Origin of the sequence: Parabacteroides johnsonii DSM 18315, from assembly GCF_025151045.1 — a bacterium.
Lineage (GTDB): Bacteria > Bacteroidota > Bacteroidia > Bacteroidales > Tannerellaceae > Parabacteroides > Parabacteroides johnsonii.
On the sequence record NZ_CP102285.1, the window covers coordinates 3,693,359 to 3,716,046 of the forward strand.

13 protein-coding genes are annotated in these 22,688 nt (G+C 46.3%); 11 read left to right on the forward strand and 2 right to left on the reverse strand.

Features of this window, described 5'->3' with window-relative positions; all coding sequences use genetic code 11:
• The first annotated feature begins 2 nt into the window (after positions 1 to 2).
• From NQ564_RS15275 to NQ564_RS15325, 11 genes are all read left to right on the forward strand, one after another.
• Positions 3 to 1,199: an AGE family epimerase/isomerase gene (locus NQ564_RS15275; protein WP_008146631.1), complete on the forward strand. Its 1,197-nt coding sequence runs from the start codon at positions 3 to 5 to the stop codon at positions 1,197 to 1,199.
• Positions 1,196 to 2,446, forward strand: coding sequence for an MFS transporter (locus tag NQ564_RS15280; protein ID WP_008146633.1), 1,251 nt, complete (start codon positions 1,196 to 1,198; stop codon positions 2,444 to 2,446). The genes NQ564_RS15275 and NQ564_RS15280 overlap by 4 nt, the downstream gene beginning before the upstream one ends.
• Positions 2,447 to 2,540: 94 nt before the next feature.
• The gene (locus NQ564_RS15285; RefSeq protein ID WP_008146634.1) at positions 2,541 to 4,160 is read left to right on the forward strand and encodes a sialidase family protein; all 1,620 of its coding nucleotides are present in this window, start codon (positions 2,541 to 2,543) and stop codon (positions 4,158 to 4,160) included.
• Between the two features lie 173 nt (positions 4,161 to 4,333).
• Positions 4,334 to 7,531, forward strand: coding sequence for a cyclically-permuted mutarotase family protein (locus tag NQ564_RS15290; protein WP_008146636.1), 3,198 nt, complete (start codon positions 4,334 to 4,336; stop codon positions 7,529 to 7,531).
• Positions 7,532 to 7,604: 73 nt separating this feature from the next.
• Positions 7,605 to 11,729: a hybrid sensor histidine kinase/response regulator transcription factor gene (locus tag NQ564_RS15295; RefSeq protein ID WP_008146638.1), complete on the forward strand. Its 4,125-nt coding sequence runs from the start codon at positions 7,605 to 7,607 to the stop codon at positions 11,727 to 11,729.
• A 154-nt stretch (positions 11,730 to 11,883) separates the two neighbouring features.
• Entirely contained in the window at positions 11,884 to 12,231 is a 348-nt protein-coding gene (locus NQ564_RS15300; RefSeq protein WP_129650226.1) for a hypothetical protein, read from the forward strand.
• Positions 12,232 to 12,506: 275 nt separating this feature from the next.
• Positions 12,507 to 15,659: a SusC/RagA family TonB-linked outer membrane protein gene (locus tag NQ564_RS15305; protein ID WP_008146643.1), complete on the forward strand. Its 3,153-nt coding sequence runs from the start codon at positions 12,507 to 12,509 to the stop codon at positions 15,657 to 15,659.
• A 74-nt stretch (positions 15,660 to 15,733) separates the two neighbouring features.
• Positions 15,734 to 17,191, forward strand: coding sequence for a RagB/SusD family nutrient uptake outer membrane protein (locus NQ564_RS15310; RefSeq protein WP_039847996.1), 1,458 nt, complete (start codon positions 15,734 to 15,736; stop codon positions 17,189 to 17,191).
• Between the two features lie 108 nt (positions 17,192 to 17,299).
• On the forward strand, positions 17,300 to 18,346 hold the full coding sequence (locus tag NQ564_RS15315; protein WP_008146646.1) for an aldo/keto reductase: 1,047 nt from the start codon (positions 17,300 to 17,302) through the stop codon (positions 18,344 to 18,346).
• 17 nt (positions 18,347 to 18,363) lie between these two features.
• Positions 18,364 to 20,358, forward strand: coding sequence for a DUF2264 domain-containing protein (locus NQ564_RS15320; RefSeq protein ID WP_081450190.1), 1,995 nt, complete (start codon positions 18,364 to 18,366; stop codon positions 20,356 to 20,358).
• Between the two features lies 1 nt (position 20,359).
• On the forward strand, positions 20,360 to 21,226 hold the full coding sequence (locus NQ564_RS15325; RefSeq protein ID WP_021862810.1) for a VOC family protein: 867 nt from the start codon (positions 20,360 to 20,362) through the stop codon (positions 21,224 to 21,226).
• Between the two features lie 27 nt (positions 21,227 to 21,253).
• Here NQ564_RS15325 and NQ564_RS15330 read toward each other — a convergent pair whose 3' ends face one another.
• Positions 21,254 to 21,853 carry an LOG family protein gene (locus NQ564_RS15330; protein WP_039847997.1) on the reverse strand — a complete coding sequence of 200 codons (600 nt, stop codon included), beginning with the start codon at positions 21,851 to 21,853 and terminating at the stop codon, positions 21,254 to 21,256.
• Between the two features lie 88 nt (positions 21,854 to 21,941).
• Entirely contained in the window at positions 21,942 to 22,685 is a 744-nt protein-coding gene (locus NQ564_RS15335) for a TIGR02757 family protein (RefSeq protein WP_008146651.1), read from the reverse strand.
• Positions 22,686 to 22,688: the final 3 nt, after the last annotated feature.

Genomic DNA, 22,688 nt, shown 5'->3' on the forward strand with positions numbered 1-22,688 from the left:
CCATGAACGACATTACAAAACCCTCCGAATACCTCGGATATTGGGGCGAAAAATACAAAAATGATTTACTGACCGACATTCTGCCTTTCTGGCTGAAATATGGTATCGATCATGAGAATGGAGGCTACTTTACCTGTCTGGATCGGGACGGTTCGCTACTGGACACGAACAAATCGGTCTGGTTCCAGGGCCGTTTCGCCTTTATCCTCGCCTATGCTTATAACAACCTCGAAAAACGGGCCGAATGGCTGGTAGCCTGTAAAAACGGGATCGACTTTATCGAGAAATATTGTTTCGATACCGACGGCCGCATGTTTTATGAAGTGACTAAAACAGGAACTCCCGTACGAAAACGCCGATATGTATTTTCTGAAACGTTTGCCGCAATTGCAATGGCTCAGTATTCAATCGCTTCCGGCGACAAGAGCTATGCAGAAAAGGCGGTCAAGCTGTTCAACCAAATTCTCTATTACAAAAACACACCGGGCACATTAGAGCCCAAATTCAGAGAAGGATTCGTAGCAAAAGGACATTCCTTTTGCATGATCCTGATCGACACCGCCGCCCGCATCCGGGAAGCGATAGACGACCCTGTGCTGACACGCCAGATCGACGAGTCGATAGCCGAACTGCATCGCGATTTCATGAAGCCGGAGTTTAAAGCCATTCTGGAAACAGTCGGGCCGAACGGCGAATTCATCGATTCGATTCCAGGCCGGACCATCAATCCGGGCCATTCCATCGAGACTGCTTGGTTCATCCTCGAAGAGGCCAAACACCGGAACTGGGACCCGCAGTTGAAGCAGATGGGACTCACAATCCTGGACTGGTCCTGGGAATGGGGCTGGGATAAAACACACGGTGGAATCACCTATTTCAGAGATTGCAAGAACCGTCCGCAGCAGGAATACTGGCACGACATGAAGTTCTGGTGGCCACAGTGTGAGGCCATCATCGCCACACTATATGCCTACGAAGCCACAGGTGATCCCAAATACTTGGAAATGCACAAACTGATAAACGAATACACGTATGCCCGTTTCCCGGATAAAGAATACGGCGAATGGTTCGGCTACTTCCATTATGACGGGACACTCTCGCAACCGGCAAAAGGGAATATGTACAAAGGTCCGTTCCATATACCCCGGATGCTTCTGAAATGTAATCTTTTATGTAAAGAAATTCTTTCAGAGCTATGACAAACAATAAGAAATATTACCCCTGGATCGTTGTCGCCCTGCTTTGGGGCGTAGCTTTGTTAAACTACATGGACAGACAGATGCTTTCGACCATGAAGTCTGCTATGATGATCGACATTACCGAACTGGAATCTGCCACAAACTTCGGACGCCTGATGGCGGTATTCTTATGGATATACGGCCTGATGAGCCCTGTCGCCGGTATGATCGCCGATCGGATCAACCGGAAATGGCTGATCGTGGGCAGTCTCTTCGTCTGGTCGTTCGTTACACTGATGATGGGATATTCGACCGATTTCAACCAGATTTATATTCTCCGCGCTATTATGGGAGTCAGCGAAGCTTTGTACATCCCTGCCGGACTTTCGCTGATCACGGATTATCACCAAGAAAAAACGAGATCATTAGCCGTCGGGATCCACATGACCGGGCTCTACACCGGACAGGCATTGGGTGGTTTCGGGGCCACCATCGCGGGGGCATACAGTTGGGAAACGACTTTCCACTGGTTCGGAATTATCGGGATTGCATACAGTCTCGTCCTGATTTTTTTCCTGAAAGAGAAAAAAGATCATACGGTCACCAAACTGGATTTGGAACCCGGACCGAAAGAGAATCCGGTGAAAGCGGCGATAAGGGGAATGGGAATGTTGTTCGTCAACATTTCATTCTGGATTATCCTACTCTACTTCGCCACTTCGAGCTTGCCGGGTTGGGCGACTAAGAACTGGTTGCCGACTTTGTTTTCCGAGAATTTGTCCATCGATATGTCGGAAGCCGGGCCATTGTCCACCTTTACGATCGCAATCTCTTCCTTTATCGGGGTAATTGCAGGCGGCATCTTGTCCGACAAGTGGATTCAACGGAATGTACGGGGACGCATTTATACCGGTTCCATCGGACTTGCCCTGACCATTCCGGCACTCCTGCTGTTAGGGTTCGGCGACAGTTTCGCCATGATTGTCGGCGGTGGGCTCTGTTTCGGTATCGGATTCGGCATTTTCGACGCCAACAACATGCCGATCCTCTGCCAATTCGTATCGCCGCGCTACCGGGCGACCGCCTACGGCATCATGAACATGACCGGAGTCTTTGCCGGAGCGATCATCACAAAACTGCTGGGTGAATCGACGGATGCCGGTAACTTAGGACAAGATTTTGCGATGATGGCCGGCTTGGTATTCGTCGCCTTAATGGTGGAAGTCATCTTCTTACGCCCGAAAACGGTCAACATGACCGACAAGTAAAACTTGCAAGGTTTCCAAAGGTATTGACTTTTCCTACAAATGTCATTATCTTTGGAAATCCTATTTTATAATAATCTAATCAACAAAAAACATCATGAGAAAAATCTTTCTTTACTTCAGCCTCCTTCTCTTCATGCAAACTGCCTTTGCTGCCGACAGCTTGTTTGTCAGAAAGCCGCAGATCCCGATACTGATCGACCGGACAGACAATATCTTAGTGGAAATGCGTATACAGGGCCACAAAGGGGATGTGCTCAACAAACTTTCCCTGCAATTCAAAGAGGGGATCAACTTAAACGACATAAAGGCTTTACGCTTTTTCTATAGTGGAACGGAAGCGACTTCCCGACAGGGAAAGCATTACCGTCCGGTTTCCTACATATCCAGCCACGCGGAAGGCAAGACAAAGACTGCCAATCCCTCCTATTCCGTTAAACAAAGCGAGGTGACGGATATCTCCAATGTCGTGACCTTCACCAGCAACCAACCGATGGTGGAAGGAGTCAACTACTATTGGATCAGCATCGAGATGAAACCGGAGGCTTCCTTGTTGACCACTTTTACTGTCCAGATGCCGATGGCGGAGGTCAACAATATGCCGGCGACAATCGTGTGGGATGGCAAATCGGATGTCCGCCGCATGGGAATCGGTGTCCGCCATGCCGGTGACGACGGGGCTGCGGCTTTCCGTATTCCGGGACTGGTAACGACCAATAACGGGACACTTTTGGGCGTGTACGATATCCGCTACAACAGTAGTGTGGACCTGCAGGAAATGGTCGATATAGGGGTAAGCCGCAGCACTGACAAGGGGCAGACCTGGGAGCCGATGCGCGTTGCGATGACGTTCGGCGAAACGGGGGGCCTGCCTCACTCACAGAATGGTGTGGGCGACCCATCTATCCTGGTGGATGAAAAAACAAATACGATCTGGATCGTTGCCGCCTGGACACATGGCATGGGGAACGGACGTGCCTGGTGGAATTCCATGCCGGGTATGTCAGCTGACAGCACTGCCCAACTGATGCTTGTCAAAAGCGAAGATGACGGCAAGACCTGGAGCCAGCCGATCAATATTACTTCGCAGGTGAAAGATCCTTCCTGGTACTTCCTGTTACAGGGACCGGGACGGGGTATCACGATGAAAGACGGGACGCTGGTTTTCCCTATCCAGTTCATCGATTCCACCCGCATACCGAATGCCGGCATCATGTACAGCAAAGACCGGGGAACCACCTGGCATCTGCATAACCTGGCACGCACAAACACGACCGAAGCGCAGGTAGCCGAAGTCGAACCGGGTGTCCTAATGTTGAATATGCGTGATAATCGGGGAGGCAGCCGCGCCGTGGCCACCACCCGTGATCTGGGCAAGACCTGGTACGAACATCCGTCCAGCCGCAGTGCCCTGCAGGAACCGGTCTGTATGGCAAGCCTCATCCACGTAGATGCCAAAGACAACATCACCGGAAAAGACCTGCTGATCTTCTCCAACCCAAACACAACAAAGGGACGTAACCATATCACCATAAAGGTAAGTACGGACGGAGGTATGACCTGGCCGCTCTCCAATCAGGTGACGCTGGACGAAGACGAAGGCTGGGGTTACTCCTGCCTGTCCATGATCGACAAGGAGACAGTCGGCATCTTCTACGAATCGAGCGTCGCTCACATGACTTTCCAGGCCATCAGACTGACTGACCTAGTCAAGTAGTCCTGCATGAATTACTTCCCAACCCTCAGCAAATCATACAGGGATGGAGGAACAGTTTCTCTATAAGGAAAATCTTGTTTCCCTATAGAGAAATTGTTGTTTCCCTTGTATGAAACTGTCGTTCCCCTATAGAGAAACAACTGGTCAGATAGTTCATAAAAAACAATTAGTAAATGAAAAAGATCCTGCTCTGCTTATTCATCCTATTGAGTGCCACGATCCAGGCACAAAAGATCAAGGTGGCCTGTGTCGGTAACAGTGTAACGTACGGCCACGGAATCGAGGACCGCGAAAAGAACAGTTATCCCACCCAGCTTCAACGGATGTTGGGCGAAAGATACGAAGTTGTCAATTTCGGAAAAAGTGGGGCAACGCTATTGCGAAGGGGACACTGTCCTTACAACGAGCAGGAGGAATACAAGGCAGCTCTCGACTTTGCTGCCGACCGGGTCGTCATCCATCTCGGACTGAATGACACCGACCCGCGTGACTGGCCGAATTACCGGGATGACTTCACCAAGGATTATCTGGCCCTGATCGATGCATTCCGGCAAGCGAACCCGAAGTGTAAAATCTGGATTTGCCGTCTGACGCCGATTTCCCACCGGCACACACGCTTTAAATCGGGTACACGCGATTGGTACTGGCAGATACAACAAAACATCGAAGATATCGCAACACTCGCCAATACCGGGCTGATCAACCTACAAGCGGGACTTTACGACCGTCCCGACCTCTTACCTGACGCTTTGCATCCCACAGCCGAAGGAGCCGGAATCATTGCACGGACAGTCTGCCAGGCGTTAACCGGAGATTATGGAGGTCTTCAAATGCCCATGACCTATTCGGACAATATGGTACTCCAACGGGAAAAACCGCTCAGGATAGCCGGGACAGCCAATGCCGGAGAAAAAGTAACGGTCGACATCGCCGGACAGAAAGGCGAAGCGGTAACGGCTCCGGACGGGAAATGGTCAGTCACCCTGCCGCCGATGAAGGCAGGAGGTCCGTACACGTTGAGTATCTCGGCTGCATCCGGAAAACTGGATTATACAAATGTCCTGATCGGCGAAGTTTGGCTTTGCTCCGGCCAGTCGAATATGGCGTTCCAAGTCAGCAGTGCCGTGGACAGCCAGCGGAAGGCTTTTCTGGAATTTGCCGCCCGGAAACCGGAAATCCGTCTTTTCGATATGAAGCCTCGGTGGGCGACAAGTGCGGTGGAATGGGATATTTCGACACTGGACTCCCTTAACAGGCTTCAATATTACCGGGATACCGAATGGAAGGAATGCAACGAAGAGACGGCAAATCGTTTCTCCGCCGTAGCCTTTGCCTTCGGGCAGATGTTGTCAGACAGCTTGCAGGTCCCGGTCGGGCTTATCCTGAACGCCATAGGCGGTTCACCGGCGGAGGCTTGGATAGACCGCAGAACTCTGGAACTCGAATTTCCCGATATCCTCTACGATTGGAAACAGAATGATTTCATTCAAGGCTGGGCACGGGAACGTGCCGCCCTGAACATTCGTAAATCGGCAAACAAACAGCAACGGCATCCCTACGAGCCTTGCTACTTATACGAGTCTGGTATCCGGCCGCTCGAAAAGTTCCCGATACGGGGTGTCATCTGGTATCAGGGAGAATCGAATGCTCACAATATGGAAGCACATGAGAGGTTGTTTCATCTTTTGACAAAAAACTGGCGGGAGAACTGGGCGGAAGAATTGCCTTTTTATTATGTGCAACTTTCCAGCATCGACCGTCCCAGCTGGCCCTGGTTCCGAGACAGCCAGCGCCGGATGCTCCGGTCGATCCCCAACAGCGGCATGGCGGTCAGCAGCGATCACGGCGATTCCCTGGATGTCCACCCACGCCACAAACGTGAAATAGGGGAACGCCTCGCTCATTGGGCGCTCAACAAGACGTATGGGCACGACTGCCTGCCGTCCGGCCCGCTCTACCGCTCGGTAAAATTCAAAGACGGCGCAGCCTATATCACATTCGATTACGGGAAAGGCATGCACAGTTCCGACGGAGGCGAACTGCGCACTTTCGAAGTAGCCGGACACGATGGTTCATTCGTCCCCGCAGAGGCACAAATCATCGATGGAAAGACCGTAAAAATATGGAGTGACCAAATACAAAATCCGAGATTCGTCCGTTACGGCTGGCAACCTTTCACCCGCGCCAATTTAGTGAACGAAGCGGGACTTCCGGCTTCGACATTCCGTTCGGAAGCGTCTCCGGTCAGCTGGTTCCGGCTACCCGACCTACCCGGTACTGAAAAAAGTCCGTCATCAGGCGTATCTGCTCCGTTTACGGGTATCAGTGGCGGACAGTTGCTCGTGGCAGGCGGATGTAACTTCCCCAACAAACCAGCGGCCGAAGGGGGTACAAAAGAATATTACAGCGATATATATGCATTAGATATCACCACCCGATCTCCTGCCGGATGGAGAAGGATCGGCAAACTACCGTTGCCGCTTGCTTACGGGGCATCAGTCACAACACCCGAAGGACTCGTCTGGATCGGAGGAAACAACAATGAGGAGGTCTCTGGACAGGTCTTCTTCGTCAATTGGGACGGGGAAAAGCAACAACTGCATATCTCCGAACTGCCATCACTTCCCACACCGCTGGATAATCTCTCAGCCACATACGCCGATGGTCACCTATATGTCGCCGGGGGTAAAGGCAAGTCGCAAACGGCTCCAATAGGTAAGGACGGCTCGCAAACCGCCCCTACAAACCCGCTCTTTTCATTACAGCTAACACCGTCACTTCAAAAGGAATGGGTACGGCTTCCAGACTTCCCCGGACCTGTCCGGGTACAGCCTGTCCTCACAGCACAGCAATCCGGGGATGGCATACGTCTCTATCTGGCAGGCGGTTTCCAGCCGGTATCCCCCCATCAGGAAGCCATTGTCTGTACAGATATGCTTTCTTATCATCCGGAAACAAAACAGTGGAAAAATGAAGTTTTTTTACCTTCTTTTGCAGACGGTTCCCACCGTACCATTACAGGAGGCTGCGCCATCGCATCAGGCGATAGCTCCATCTTTTTGATAGGAGGCGTAAACTACAACCGTTTCCGTGACGCTCTTAACCACCCCGAGCCGGATTATCTGCGACATCCTACCGACTGGTATAAATTCAATACCTCCCTGTTACAATACAATACTTTCACAAAACGCTGGACCCACTTAGGCGACTACAAAGAACTGGCACGTGCCGGTGCCGGCATCGCAAACAATGCAAATATGACAATCATAATTGGTGGAGAGCTAAAGCCGGGCATCCGCACACCGGAAGTCAATGCGTTTGAACTTATAATACTCCCCCGAAAATACTCGATCGCTCAAAATAACAATTAAGAATGATTTATTTCTCATATCTTTCTATAACTTTGTCTCACTATCGGTTGAATCAAAGTAATACTATTTTGTCATGTTCAGAAAAATCATACTTCTTCTCTTTTTTGCGATCATAACATTGGCACATTTGTCCGCAGTAAGTAGCCACCCTAATAAAATAGAATCAAACTACAAAATCAGACGGATATCTCCTGACGGAGGATTAAGCATAAACGGACAACGCGACGTCCGGCAAGACAAATGGGGATTTATCTGGGTGACGACTGTCAACAATCTATACCGATTCGACGGATACACCTTTAAACCTTATACAGAAAAAATCAATAAGACAATTCCCTTCACCTCACTGACTTTCGAAAGATTGGAGATCGATAAGGAAGGTGACCTTTACGTGACAACCAGCAACGGACTCCTCAAATACAATTCGCTGACCGATAATTTCGACCGTCTGCAACCAGGGAGATGTTCACTCATTAAAGAGGATATGAAAGGAAGATTATGGATATCCAATCCTTCCTCCATCGGTTTGTTTGACCGGGAAACTTTTCGGTTTACGGCTATAAAATCGGAAACGGGCGACATACCCGACATTTCAGGCATTTGTACCCAGCATAACAAGATTTATATCGGGACGGCAACAGGAAAAATCTACTTATATGACGAAACGGGAAACAGGTTTCAGGAGGTCCTTCATATTCCCGAATACAATATTGCCGACATTATCCAAGCAGATTCCTTACTCTATGCCCTGACCGAGAGTAAAGGCCTGGTCGTCATTTCGACTAACAGCTATCAGCCAATCAAACAATATGATTTCTTTTATCCGGCGGGAGACACAAGAGTTTCCGCCAGGGCTCTATTCATTGATAAATTTAACCATATATGGATTACCGGACAACGGGGAATATATATACTGAATCCGGAAACCGACGAATTTACTCATTATTCATATGAAAAAACTGATCCTTACGGATTACCTAGCAATTCTATTTGGAGAATTGCCGAAGATACACAAGGATGCCTATGGTTCGGAACCTATTCGGGAGGTCTTTGCTTCATTAACCTTGACGAACAGAAAAGTCTGAAATCATTCAACGGGAGGACGGACGATTTAAGCTATTCGGTCGTCAGTAGTTTCGCCGAAGATGAAAAATTCTTATGGATCGGCACGGAAGGCGGGGGGCTTAACCGGTACAACAAACAAACCGGGAGCTTTACCCACTTCAAATATAGTCCTACTGAAAACAGCCTCTCTTACGATAATATACAGAGCCTTTTATACACCGACAACAAACTGTGGATAGGCATGTCGCGAGGAGGTTTGGATTGTCTCGATACTCGGAACGAACATTTTACCCATTACACACTCAACAACAACATGCTGATAAACGACCATGTTGAAAGAATTGTTGCCGAAGCTGACTCCGGACTTTGGATAAAATATCTGATGAACCGGGATTTCCTGACCTATTTATCAATCAAGGATAATATGACGGAACATATTAATTTCCTGGCTCCTCCAATTCAATCAAATGGAAATATCAGTGATATCAGAAGAGGAAATGGCGATACCCTCTGGATCGCTTCCGCCTATCAGTTATTAATCATGAATGTCCGGACCCACCATGTACAAGTGGCGGATTACAGGTATTCGGATATCAAGAATCCAAAAGGCATGAACATCCAAACAATTTACGTTGACAACGACAAACACTCCATATGGATAGGGACACACGGTAACGGCCTACTTATTTACGATATCCCGAACCGGAGCCTGTCCTTAAAAGCCGATTTGTCAAAATATAAAGTCCACTCTATTTACAGTATCAATAAAGACAATGAAGGCAATATATGGCTGGGAACCGATAACGGCTTATTCCGTATGGACATCAAGACCAACAGGCTACAGCAGTTCAATAAAGCCGACGGAGCACAGGGACAAACTTATTACCCTTTCTCCACATTCAAATCGACCAACGGAGAGTTATATTTCGGAGGAAATGAGGGATTCTCTATTATTAGCCCGTCCAAAATCTCTTATAACAACTATAAGCCCACCGTAATCCTTTCCGACTTTTTACTCGATAACATCCCCGTCATTCCCAATACTAAGAACTCACCTCTGAAATCTTCCATCTTTCAGACAAAAGAACTGGTGCTCGATTACAACCAGAATAATTTTTCTTTCGAATTTACATCTACGAATTACTTGAATCCGGGCAAAAACCGTTTCCGGTACCGTCTGGAGAAATATGACGACAAATGGATCGAGACGGATGCCAGCCATCGGTCTGTCTCCTATTCCAAAGTACCAAAAGGAACATACAACTTTGAAATCATGACCGCTAACAATGATGGGGTATGGGGTGAACTGACTTCTCTCAAAATCATTATCAAACCAGCTCCCTGGTTAAGCAACTGGGCAATTGTCGCATATATTCTTTTAGTTTTGCTCATTCTCTATGCACTCATCCGTTACTACAATTACCAGCGCAAGCTTAAAATGTACTACTATCTGGAAGAACGGGAACGAGAACAAAAAGAAGAATACCACCAGGCACAATTAACATTCTTCACAAATGTCTCACATGATTTTCGGACACCTCTTTCGCTCATCCTCGCAGCACTGGAACCGATCAAAGCCGGGAATCTCGCCGGGAAGTACATATCGATCCTTGAAAATAATGCAAAACGATTATTAGCTCTGGTAAATGAAGTAATGGATTTCCGTTCTTTACAGAACAATAAAATCAAACTCAATATACAAATCGGTAATTGGAATCAGTTCGTATCGGACAATTGCTCCGATTTCTCAGAATCGGCAGAACAGAAAAGAATACGGTATACGGTAGAACAGGACCCGTCTATTGCTGCAAATTATTATTTTGATAAAAAAATAATGGAAAAAATACTTCTGAATCTGCTCAACAACGCATTCAAATATACTCCAGAAGGAGGATACATAAAAGTCGAGACCCTATCTGACATCAGGAATTTCACAAGCACGCATGCGAATAAAATCATCATCCAATCGGGAAATGAAACTCGAAATCTTTTCGGATTGGTCATAAGTGATAGTGGAGTCGGTATTTCAGAAGCTTCTATCCGACATATATTCGAACGTTATTACAGAGTCAGCGAATCGAGCGGAACACAGCATTTAGGATCAGGTATAGGGCTGGCATTAGTCAAAAGCCTGGTTGAATTACACAAAGGATATATTGCCGTCTACAGTGAAAGAGATCTGGGTTCCGACATCGTGATCGGTTTTCCCGACGATGCATCTGTTTATGAAGCAAATGATTTTCATAATAATAATAAAGCCGATCCCCATAATCCAGAGAGTAAGCTCGACAATAATTCCAAGTTTATGGATCATGAGATAAGTCCGATTACCCCTCCCTTACCAGATTCAAAGAAAAAGAACATTCTCTTTGCGGAAGACAATAATGATCTGAGAGAACTTTTATCCGAAACTCTCCGGGAATACTATAATGTTGAAGAAGTGGTGAATGGCCGGGAAGCCTTAGAACTGCTTGCAAATAAAAATATCGATCTCGTCCTGACAGACATTATGATGCCAGGAATCAATGGTATCGAATTAAGTAAAAAGATCAAAGAGAATATTGACAGTTCCCACATACCGGTTGTTATATTAACCGCTAAAACAGGAGATGAGAACCAAATAGAAGGGCTCTACTCCGGGGCCGATATCTATCTGAAAAAACCGGTTAACAAACAAATCCTGCTATTGAGCCTGTCCAATCTATTCAAACAACAGGCAAGAATAAGGGAATACTATGCCAAACACTATTTTGCACAAACGAACAACACCGACACGTCTATAAATAAAAGAGATGCCGAGTTTATGAAACAACTGACAGAAGTCATCGAAAAAAATCTGTCTAATGCCGATATCGATGTTTTACAGATCGCATCCACTCTGGCAATGAGCAGGCGTACGCTTTATAGCAAAGTAAAAGCCCTGACTGGACAGTCTGTTGTCGAATTCATTCGTAATTACAGGCTAAGAAAGGCCGCCCAAATATTGGCAGAAGAAGACATATCTATCAGTATGGTTATGGATCGGGTAGGAATAGACAACGCCTCTTATTTTTCACGAATCTTTAAAAAAGAGTTCGGAGAATCTCCGTCCGAATTTGTCTTCCGCCATCATAAAAAGTCTGATGAAGAATAAACCCCCGAACTGTCCACTGGCAAGAGGATGCATCTTTTTTACCGGAAGCATGCACCCTTTTTTACAATAACCTCACTATTTTCCCATTTCAAGAAAAAAACGATCCATTTCGATCTACCTTTTTCACATCGTTAAGTCGATTTTTCTGACACATATGACAACCACCTGTCCATTCCGCCCGAATCAGATTGCATACGTCAACCTATTTCTCGGTATTTCCAGCATTCTGGACAACCTTAACTCCTGGAGAATCGAAAATACAGAAAGTAGCCGGAGAGTGTACAGTAATATGCGAAGCACCCGAGAGATACTTTCAGGGCATTCGGCACCTTATTTCCATGACGACCGTCTTCATCGCCATAACGACCGTCTTCGTTACTGCGAGCTGCCGAATGTATGGCATATAAACATTGACTTCACGGCGATGAAGACGGTCGTTGCCGCAATTTTCTGCGCACCTCACGGAAAAACGACCTTCAGCGCTCATTCTTTTTACCCTTGAAACAACCGTTCGCAAAATATTTATCATGGATTTGCAAATTATTTCTGCGTATTTTTGACAAAAAGCAATCAGCAAAAGTCATTATTCCGTTGACAAGATTTTTTCCTGCGTGCATTTCAATTGCACTAATCGGCATTTTATGGCAAAGAAGGCATAATATGCAAAAAAGTATTAGTTAATGACCGTTTTATTCTACCGTCCTCCATATCTTATCAATAATTTTAAGCTTGACAAAGGAGATAATCAAATGTTGTTAAACTTTAAATTAGCATTATATGAAAAAGATCATTGATTCATTTCGGCAAGTTGGCATCATACTTGCTTTTTTGTTGAGCACTACTATTATGTTTGCTCAACAAAAAGTGATAGGAGTCGTAAAAAGCGCACACAATGAACCGCTAATCGGTGTAAATGTAGTTGTAAAAGGGAGTACGCAAGGTACTGTTACAGATTTGGAGGGCCATTATTCCATCGATGTGCCCGACAGTAAATCGATATTAGAATTCACCTACATCGGTTTCGTCTCACAGCAGGTCACTGTTGGTGATAAATCGACCATCGACATTACGCTTATAGAAGATTCCAAAGCTCTTGAAGAGGTGGTCGTTGTAGGTTACGGTACGGTCAAGAAAAGCGACTTGACAGGCGCCGTATCATCGATCAAATCAGAAGAATTGCAAAAGTTACCGATGACCTCCTTAGACCAGGGTATCCAAGGAAGAGCAGCCGGTGTACAGGTCACCAACACATCTGGTGCTCCGGGAGGCCAGGTCTCCATTCGTGTACGTGGCGGAAATTCTCTTTCCAGCAGTAATGAACCCTTATATGTAATCGACGGATTCCCTGTCGGAGCAGGAGCGATGGCAGAAGGAAACCAAAACGGTGCAATCGCCAACAACGGAATGGTAACGATCAATCCAAATGATATCGAATCCATTGAAATATTAAAAGATGCATCATCTGCTGCCATCTATGGCTCCCGAGGAGCAAACGGAGTCGTTCTGATCACCACCAAACGAGGAAAAACAGGAAAAACCAAAGTAACGTATGACGGTTATTTCGGAGTCCAGAACATTGCTAATAAAATGGAGATGATGAATGGCGAAGAGTTTGCTACCATGTCCAATATTGCAGCCGAAAACGGAGGCGTTGCTCCCATTTACGGAGGAGCCAACGAGAAATGGAAAGAACCCTCTTATTACCGGAACAACAGTACGGATTGGCAAGATCTGATTTTCCGTACAGCTCTCATGCACAATCACCAAATAAGTTTGAGCGGAGGATCTGAAAACAATCAATATGCCGTCACCGGAAACTTCTTCGATCAAGACGGTATTGTGATCAACTCAGATCTGAAACGTGCATCCTTGAGAGCCAATATCGATTCTAAAATCTCGAACTGGATCAATGTACAAACATCGCTTACCGCAAGCCGGACCTTTTCGAATGTGGCCTTTTCTGAGGGCGACGGCGCACAAGGGGGAGGTGTGATCAACGGAGCATTGGCAATACCTTCCACCATGTATGTATATAACGAAGACGGGACATTTTCGACCATGAACCAGACTCCTTACGGAGTAACAACGGGCAACCCTTATGCCTTGGCTGAACTGGCAAAAGACAAGTCGACCATCAATCGTGTCATCGCAAATGTCAACATCAAATTTAATCTGAATAAGCTGACGGACGGACTCGCACTCGAAATCCGCGGAGGCACTGACTATTCGAATGCTTTTCGTGACTCGTATCTTCCTTCTACTGTATTCCAAGGAGAGAGTGATAACGGCATCGCAACCAAAGGCTGGAACAGACGTTCGGTTTATCTGAACGAGAACTTATTAACCTATCAGAAGAAATTCGGAATTCACTCCATCAATGCTGTTGCCGGTCTGACGATCCAGTATGACGAAGAGATAAAAGGAAAGACGATCGTTTCCGGCTTTGTAAACGACGTATTGGAAGATAACAGCATGGGGTCAGCAAGCACGACCAAAGGAACTCCGACCTCGTCCAGATGGTCTTCACAAATGGCTTCCTGGCTGGGACGTATTAACTACAACTATGCAGACCGGTATTTATTGACTTTGACTGGACGTGCCGACGGTTCCTCCAAATTCGGAGTCAATAACAAATGGGGATTCTTCCCGTCAGCAGCTTTAGCCTGGCGTGTTACGGAAGAAGCATTCATGGAAGAGGCAGACTGGCTTAGCAATCTGAAACTACGTGCTAGTTACGGTTTAACCGGTAATCAGGGATTCGGAAGTTACTCTTCCGTTGCCAGTTTGTCACAGTATTCTTATAATCTGGGCGGCGATAAAGCAACCGGATTCGCCCCGAATAAGATTCCGAATTCAAACTTGAAATGGGAAACCACCTCAAACTTAGACCTTGGTATAGATTTCGGCTTTATAAACAACCGACTGAACTTCAATGTCGACTATTACTACAAAAAGACGAAAGACCTTCTTTGGAACGTATCAATCCCTCTTTCTTCCGGATTTGGTTCTATCTTCAGCAATCACGGAACACTTCGTAACTGGGGTATCGAAGCCAGTGTCAGTTATGACCTGATCACCAGTAATAAACCGGGTGCTTTCACCTGGAATACCATACTTATGTATTCTATGAACCGAAATAAGGTATTGAGCATGCCTGATGTAACACCGGGCAGACCGGACGGATACCTCTCCGGGCACTTGAGAGTAGAAGGTAGCTGGCTGGAAGAAAATTATCCGGTAGGCATTTGGAAATATTATGTTTATGACGGCGTCTTTGAAAACCAAGAAATGATGGATGCTACTATCATAAATACCAATGGTGAAACCGTTGCCAAACATCCAAAAGCATTAACGACGGACGGGTTAGGTTCTCCTAAATTCAAAGACTTGAACCAGGATGGTAAAATTGACCGTGAAGACTGGGCAGTTATCGGAGATCCAAATCCCGATTTCATTTTCAGTTGGACAAACAACTTCACCTACAAGAATTTCGATTTAAGTATCTTCATTAACGGAAGTATCGGAAACGACATCATGAATCTCGGACGTGGAGAGTATGCAATGGTATCTCCGTTTGCATCACAACGCAGGGATATGCTGAACTACTGGACTCCGGCCAACACACAAACGGATATTCCAGCCCCACGCCTTGCACCACATGCTTATCTGCCATTGTCATCTTACATGATCGAAGATGGCTCGTATGTCCGCTTAAAAAATATCGTATTGGGATATCGTTTCCCGATCCGGAAACACATCGAGTCATTAAGGCTTTATGTCAGTGCCCAAAACCTGTTCACAATAACCGGCTATTCGGGTTTTGATCCGGAAGTGAACAGTAAAGGACAAAATAACCGTCAGTTAGGCGTAGACTACAATGCCTATCCAACAAGTAAAGTTTTTACAATGGGAGTAAACATTGCTTTTTAAATAATTCATAAATCAGATTTGTTATGAAATCAATCTATAAAATCATATTTTCTAGCCTTATTTTAATGGGCCTAATGACTTCCTGTTTTGATAAATTCCTGGAAGAAGACGTATACGATTTTCTTTCTCCAAACAACTTCTACAAAACGGAAGCAGATGCGGAAGCTGCTGTAAATGCCATATACAGCCGACTCGTATCCTCTGAAGACAATGATATCTCGTTTCACCGAGCCGCATTAATGATCGGAGAATACCCAGCGGAATGTTCATCCGCTCAAACCTCGACTGTGCCTTACCGGCTCGCATTCGAATTCTATACTTGGACTCCTAATACGGACGGTATAGAATTAGTTTGGAAATTCTTCTACCAGGTCGTTTTTCGTACGAATGTAGCGATTGAAAACATTCCGAATATCGGCGGCGATCCAGCCAAAATTAAGCGTTTAGAAGGAGAAGCACGGTTCATGAGAGGGCTTGCTTATCTCTACCTCATACGCTTGTTCGATAATGTACCGCTCACTACCGCATCCGAACAGGATGACCAAAACCTTCCGAATATGGGGACAAGCGATGCCGTATTCAAACAAATCATCGAAGATTTAACCTTTGCTGAATCTGCATTGCCGGATTCATATACTGGAACAGATGTAGGACGTGCCACCAAAGGGGCCGCTCAGGCATTTCTAGCCAAAACATATCTGACAATGGCCGGATATCCCTGGAACAAGACAGAAAATTATGCTTTGGCAGCTGCAAAATGCGAAGATATCATCAAATCGGGAAACTACGACCTGGATCCCAACTACGCCATGAATTTCAAAGAAGCCGGAGAGCACAACAAAGAATACATCTTCGATGCCGAATTTCAGCAGAATCTAAACGGATCGAATTGGGTAAATATGTCCAGCATACGTGACCAGAATGTTTGCGGTATGGCCGGCTGGTCCTCATTCGGAGGGACGATGAACTTCTATGAAGACATGTTAAAGAATAATCCAGGTGACAAACGTCTTGCCACCAACATCATCTTGTCCTTCATCGACACAAAAACAGGAGAGGAAAAAATATGGGGAAAAGACTTTGACGTAAACAAAGGATTGGTACATACTTGGAAATACATTGATCCGGAAGAGACGGGGGTCGGTGATCAGAATTCCAACCTGAATTACCATTTCACCCGCTACGCAGACGTGTTGCTGATGCACTCTGAAGCGGTCAATAACGCTACCGGATTCAGTGGTTCCTATGACAAATATTACGGTATCAACCTGGTAAGGGAACGTGCCGGTCTTGCAGGTATTACTAATTTGGACAAGGATGCATTCAATAAAGCGCTCATCTGGGAACGGGTCGTTGAATTATGCTACGAGGGTCATCTTTGGTATGATTATAAACGCATGAACTGCATGGAAGAGCGTGTTGCCCGCAAAGGGGTCAATATCGGAACAGACAAGAAATATTATGTATATCCGATTCCGGTTAACGAACTAAGTAGGAATCCGAAACTGGAGCAGCATCCGCTATGGAAATAAGAAAATAAATCATGGGGCTGTGCGAAATCCCCTTATCTCCGCGTCAAGCGCGGAAACAGGACAGTTTCGACACAACCCCAATTATTCAGCAATTTAAAGAAAACAGAAATGGAAGATTTCAACAGAAGAGATTTTATCAAAGGAGTAGTCGGTGCGGGGATTTCATTAATCACGGCAGACAGCTTAGCTTCTGTATCGATGGACCTGGCAAGAATAAAGAACCCCTATGATGCCAAAGGATTGCCAACTACGGAGCTGGGAAAAACAGGTGTCATCATCCCTAAAATGGTTTTAGGATTGGGAAGCCGGTTCTGCCATATCGACGAAGATGAAGAAGCGTACGAGATGCTAAACTATGCTCTTGACAACGGTTTCTATTATTGGGATACGGCACACGCCTACGATAATACCATCGCTGTTCCTCCCGGAAAGAAAAAATCTCCCCGCCATATTATCAGTGAAGTACGTGTAGGAGAAGTAGTCAAATACAGGCGGAAAGAGATATTTCTTTCGACCAAAGTGACAGCCCGCGAACCAGCAGAATCCATGAAAGAAATTGAACTGAGTTTAAAACGGCTCAATACGGATAAATTGGATATGTTGAAAATACATGACGTTCAATCCATCGAGGATGTCAATCAAATGAGTCGTAAAGGATATTTAATCGACATTCTCCATCGGTTGAAGGAGGAAGGCATCACCCGTTTTATCGGTTTTTCCGGACATGGTGATGCACAGGCCTTAAAAGAATTGGCAAACAGGGGAGATTTTGACAGCATGCTTGTCGCTATGAACCATTGGAACCCTAAGCAACCTTCACCCCGCCAGGAAATTGCTGTTCCCGCCGGTAAGAAAAATAAAATGGGCGTACTCATCATGAAGGCTGTACGTCCCAAGGAGACGATCCCCGGACTGCATGCTCCCGATCTCATCAGATATGCCCTTTCGCTAAAAGGGCCGGATGCCGTCGTAATCGGTATGGACAGTAAAGCGGTAGTAAACTCCAACTTGGAAATCCTCCGCAATTTCAAGAAACTGTCGCCAGAACAGATGAAAGAACTGGCCGTACAGCTTGAACCGTTCTATCGTCATGAGAATCTTCCTTGGATGCAGGATAATTATATAGACGGTATGTGGGAAACAATATCCGTATAATCAATTAAATTAATGCCATGAGAAAGTTCTTTATATCTATCTCCATTATCTGCTTCGGTTTATTTTCACCCCATATGTTGTCCGCCGCCCCCTTAAATGCAAAGGAAGACCGGCAAACAAGCCCGTATACAGGGTATACAAGAGCACACTGGTTAGAAATAAACGAACAACTGATAGCCGGAGCTTTAAACTATGTAAACCCGGAAACCGGCATATTCAGTTTGCCCGAATCCACCGGTGCCTACCGGGAGCTTGAAGATTTCAGAAACGAAAATCAGGCAAGAATCATGGAACGCATCATGGTCGGTGTCATCATCTATACAACGGCAACAGGCAAAGATGAAGTTCCGGGATACAAAGGTTCTATCACAAAGCCTTTTATAAACGCCATAACAAGGGGAACAGATCCCAAGAGCGAAGGGTATTGGGGAGATCCCGATCCCAACGACCAGATAGGAGTATCGTTCGCATTAGGTATATACGCCTGTCCTGAACGATTCTGGAATCCGCTCACGAACGAACAGAAGAAGAACCTGATCAAATTCTTTCAAAAACAGTCATTCAACACGACTTATCATAACAACCACTATTTTTTTCACTTATTTGCAACCAGTCTTATCGAAAAATACGGGAATGGAATCGACTCCAACCGGGCGCATCATACTCAAATGATGGAAAGGCTTTTAGGATGGTACAGAGGAGATGGCTGGTTCATAGACGGTAACAACCGGGGATTCGATTATTACAATTTCTGGGGATTCCAGTTATTCAATCAGATGGTTTATCAATACGACCCCGTTTGGAAAGAGCAATTCGGGAAAAGGATACAAGATATCTCTTCGCGTCTTCTGGAAACCGTACCTTACCAATATGCCCGTAACGGAGGGCATATTCCCTGGGGCAGATCACTGACATACCGGTTTGCCAGTAATGCTGCCATCGGATGGGCTATGATAAACGGGAACAGCACACTATCTCCGGGAATAGCCAGGCGCATTCTGTCTGGTGATTTAAAATACTTCTGGGAAAATGGATGCATGGGAGAAAACGGGCTGTTGAATATCGGCTATTTAGGCAAAAACCAAAGCCTTGCTGAAAACTATATTGTCCCAGGTGATCCCTACTTCGCCATGCATGGTCTGTGCTGCCTATTACTTCCGGAAAACCATCTGTTCTGGAAGGTAAAAGAAGAACCGATGCCAGCAGATATAGCAGGAGGAAAAGTCGCTGTCGAAGGAGCACAGTTCTCCCTCAACGTAAGTCCTGTTGACGGAGACGCCCGTCTATATCCGGCAGGGCAACCTTTTGATAGAACAATCTGGCAAAGCCCGGTCAAATATAACCAACATGCCTATTCGGCCACAATAGGCTTTTGTCTGACAGGAGAAGGAGGAGAAGATATAGGGGCAGGACGAACCGGATATTCCTATGACGGAAAACAGTGGATGTACAGGTTACGTAGCCGGACGTTATTTATAAAACCGGATCATATCGCAAGCATATATCACCTGCAATCCATTGGAAAAGAGGATCGCACGCCGGAATTCCAGAAAGACGAACTGATTACCCATACACTGATCGGAAACGACGGGGAAGTTCACGTATTTTGGCATAATTATCCCGATCCGCTATACTTATCGGTCGGAGGGTATGGAATCAGCATTCCTAACGGCGACACGTTACAGGAAACCCCATCAAAACAAGGACTTTGTATTCACGGCGGAGATTATCACTCAACCATACAGGCCGTTTGCGCACCAGAAGGCAATCTGTATTCCACTTTGCTCACACCCCGTAAGGGATGGAAACATACACATCTTTTCGGAGGGTTAGGAGCTTATTGCTCCTGGCAAAGCAAAGCAGGTGTACCGCCTCACACTCCAGTTGTCGTATATGTAAACGGGACAAAAGACCGTGTTCCGGCAAACGTAAAAATCAACGTAGCACGAACATACAACGGATTAGTTATTACTTTTGAAGGAAAACAATTTCAAATCAAAATAATCGACTGATATGACATACAAAAGAATATTTACAATCCTTTTCACCGGATTAATTTCCATATGCTCGCTTATAGCCCAGGAAGTACAACGCCCTGCCGTATGGGGAATTGCCAAAATGACATTCCTCGTGAGCGATATGGAGATGGCACGGGAGTATTACGGGCGTTTCCTAGGGTTTGACGAAGCCTTTTCCTACCCGTCCCCTTCAGGAACAGTCGTGTCATTCAAGATAAACGACCGACAGTTTTTAGAATTTATCGTCGATAAACAGGCAAAAGAAAAAAAACGCCTCGTTTCTATATCACTGGAAACAGAGTCGGTACCGGATATGTTACACTACTTGAAAGCGCAAGGAGTGAAAGTTTCTCCATGTATCACGGATGGGGCAGGAAACGAAGTCATTGTCACGCAAGATGCAGCTGGGAACAATGTCGAATTTATCAATCTGAAAGCAGACGGGCTACACCGGAAATCAAAAGGGAAATTTTTGTCTGAAAACAGAATATCCAAAAGGATACACCATGCAGGCTTATACGCCGAAAAGATCGACGAACAGGATCCTTTCTGGGTAAAGATACTGAAATGCAAAGAAATCGTCAGATATCCACTGGACAAAATCCAACCCGGCATTATCCAATACCTAGGTCTAGGCGACTGTACCGAGAATATCGAACACTATTCACCCTGTGATGAGAATTTCAGCCATCCATGTTTCCTGGTCGAGGATATGCAGGAAACGATCTACACCTTAAAAGAGAGAAGAAACGGACAAACCGTAAACCGTCCCTCCATCGGTAAAACAAAGCGTTGGTTGCTGAATCTCCAGACTCCAGATAAGACGAGAGTTGAATTTACAGAGGCCTATTGTATAAAATAGAACCGACAAAACGGATACGGACTATGGCTAAACCAAAGCCTGCTTACGGAGGCTTGCATCCCAAACCGGTTCCGAATAGATCAGTTCGACAGCTTCGGCCGGGGTAGAGGCGACCGCCCAAAGTGCTGCATGCTGCGGGCGCATGAAATGCTCGTCGACGGCCCGGCGGAACATCTCCAAGAGGGGATCGAAATAGCCGTTTATATTTAGGATGACAATCGGGTTGAGATACAAGCCTAACTGTTTCCAGGTGATGACTTCCAACAACTCTTCGAGAGTACCGCATCCGCCCGGAAGAGCGATCACGGCATCCGAAAGATCAGCCATCCGTTGCTTGCGCTCGTGCATGCTGTCGACCTCGACCAGATCGGTAAGCCCCTTGTGACACCAATCCTGTTCCACCATAAAACGAGGGATCACACCGGTTACGGTTCCGCCGGCTGCCAGCGTAGCATCCGATACGGCGCACATCAGGCCCGAATTGCCGGCCCCGTTGATCACCCTCAGGTTCCGTTCGCCCAACAGACGTCCCAACTCGGTCGCAGCCTCCCGATATGCCGAAGCGACCTGCGTGCTGGAGGCACAATACACGCAAACGGAAGTTATCTTATTTCTTTCTCTTTCCATCTTTCTTTTTTGCATTATGATTTTAAAACAAAGTGGCTTTGACAAGCCATCACCTGAAACCATCGGACTCACCGCCTTCCAAAACCGCTTATTTTCCCTTATTTATATCATATCCGAACAAGGCGAAATCGCCCAGGCAAGGATCATCCGGGAAGATATGCGACAGGGCCTCGGTTATCTCGAGCGCCGTTTTCAGGGTGGCGGTCCGTTGCTGCGTCAAGCCGAGTTCCAATGAAATCTGGTGAACATGCGTGTCCAGCGGAATAATCAATTGGCGGGGATGAAAAGCAGTCTTCCAAATCCCGAAATCGACGATTCCATCGGTCCGGATCATCCAACGAAGGAACATAGCCAGGCGTTTACAGGCAGAAGTGCCGCCCATCACCGGAATACCGTTTATACCGGAAAAGAGACCCTGCAACTTAAGAACCGGATTCGGGTAAGGGCTTGCAGCCGATGCGTCTTCCAATGAATCATACCGCTCATATATCTCTTTCAACCGGTCACAGAGGGCACACAGATCCGAATGCGTATAAAAACGGTAAAACGTATCGCGTTTGCCGGCCGGGACATCCGAAACCAGTTCCCGGTACCGCCCGGACAATACCCATTCGTAAGGACTTCCACCCATCCGGCTATGTAACCAGTCCGCCTTGCGGAGGATCAGTTCCCGGCGTCCATAAGAGATCCAGGAAGTGATAAAAGCAGATATTTCGATATCCCGTTTTTCTGTAAACCGATGGGGGAACTGAACCGGATCATCAGGTATAAAAGACTTCACATTATAGGTTCCGGCCCATTCCTTCAATTTCGCTGTCAGTTGTTCGTCCATCCC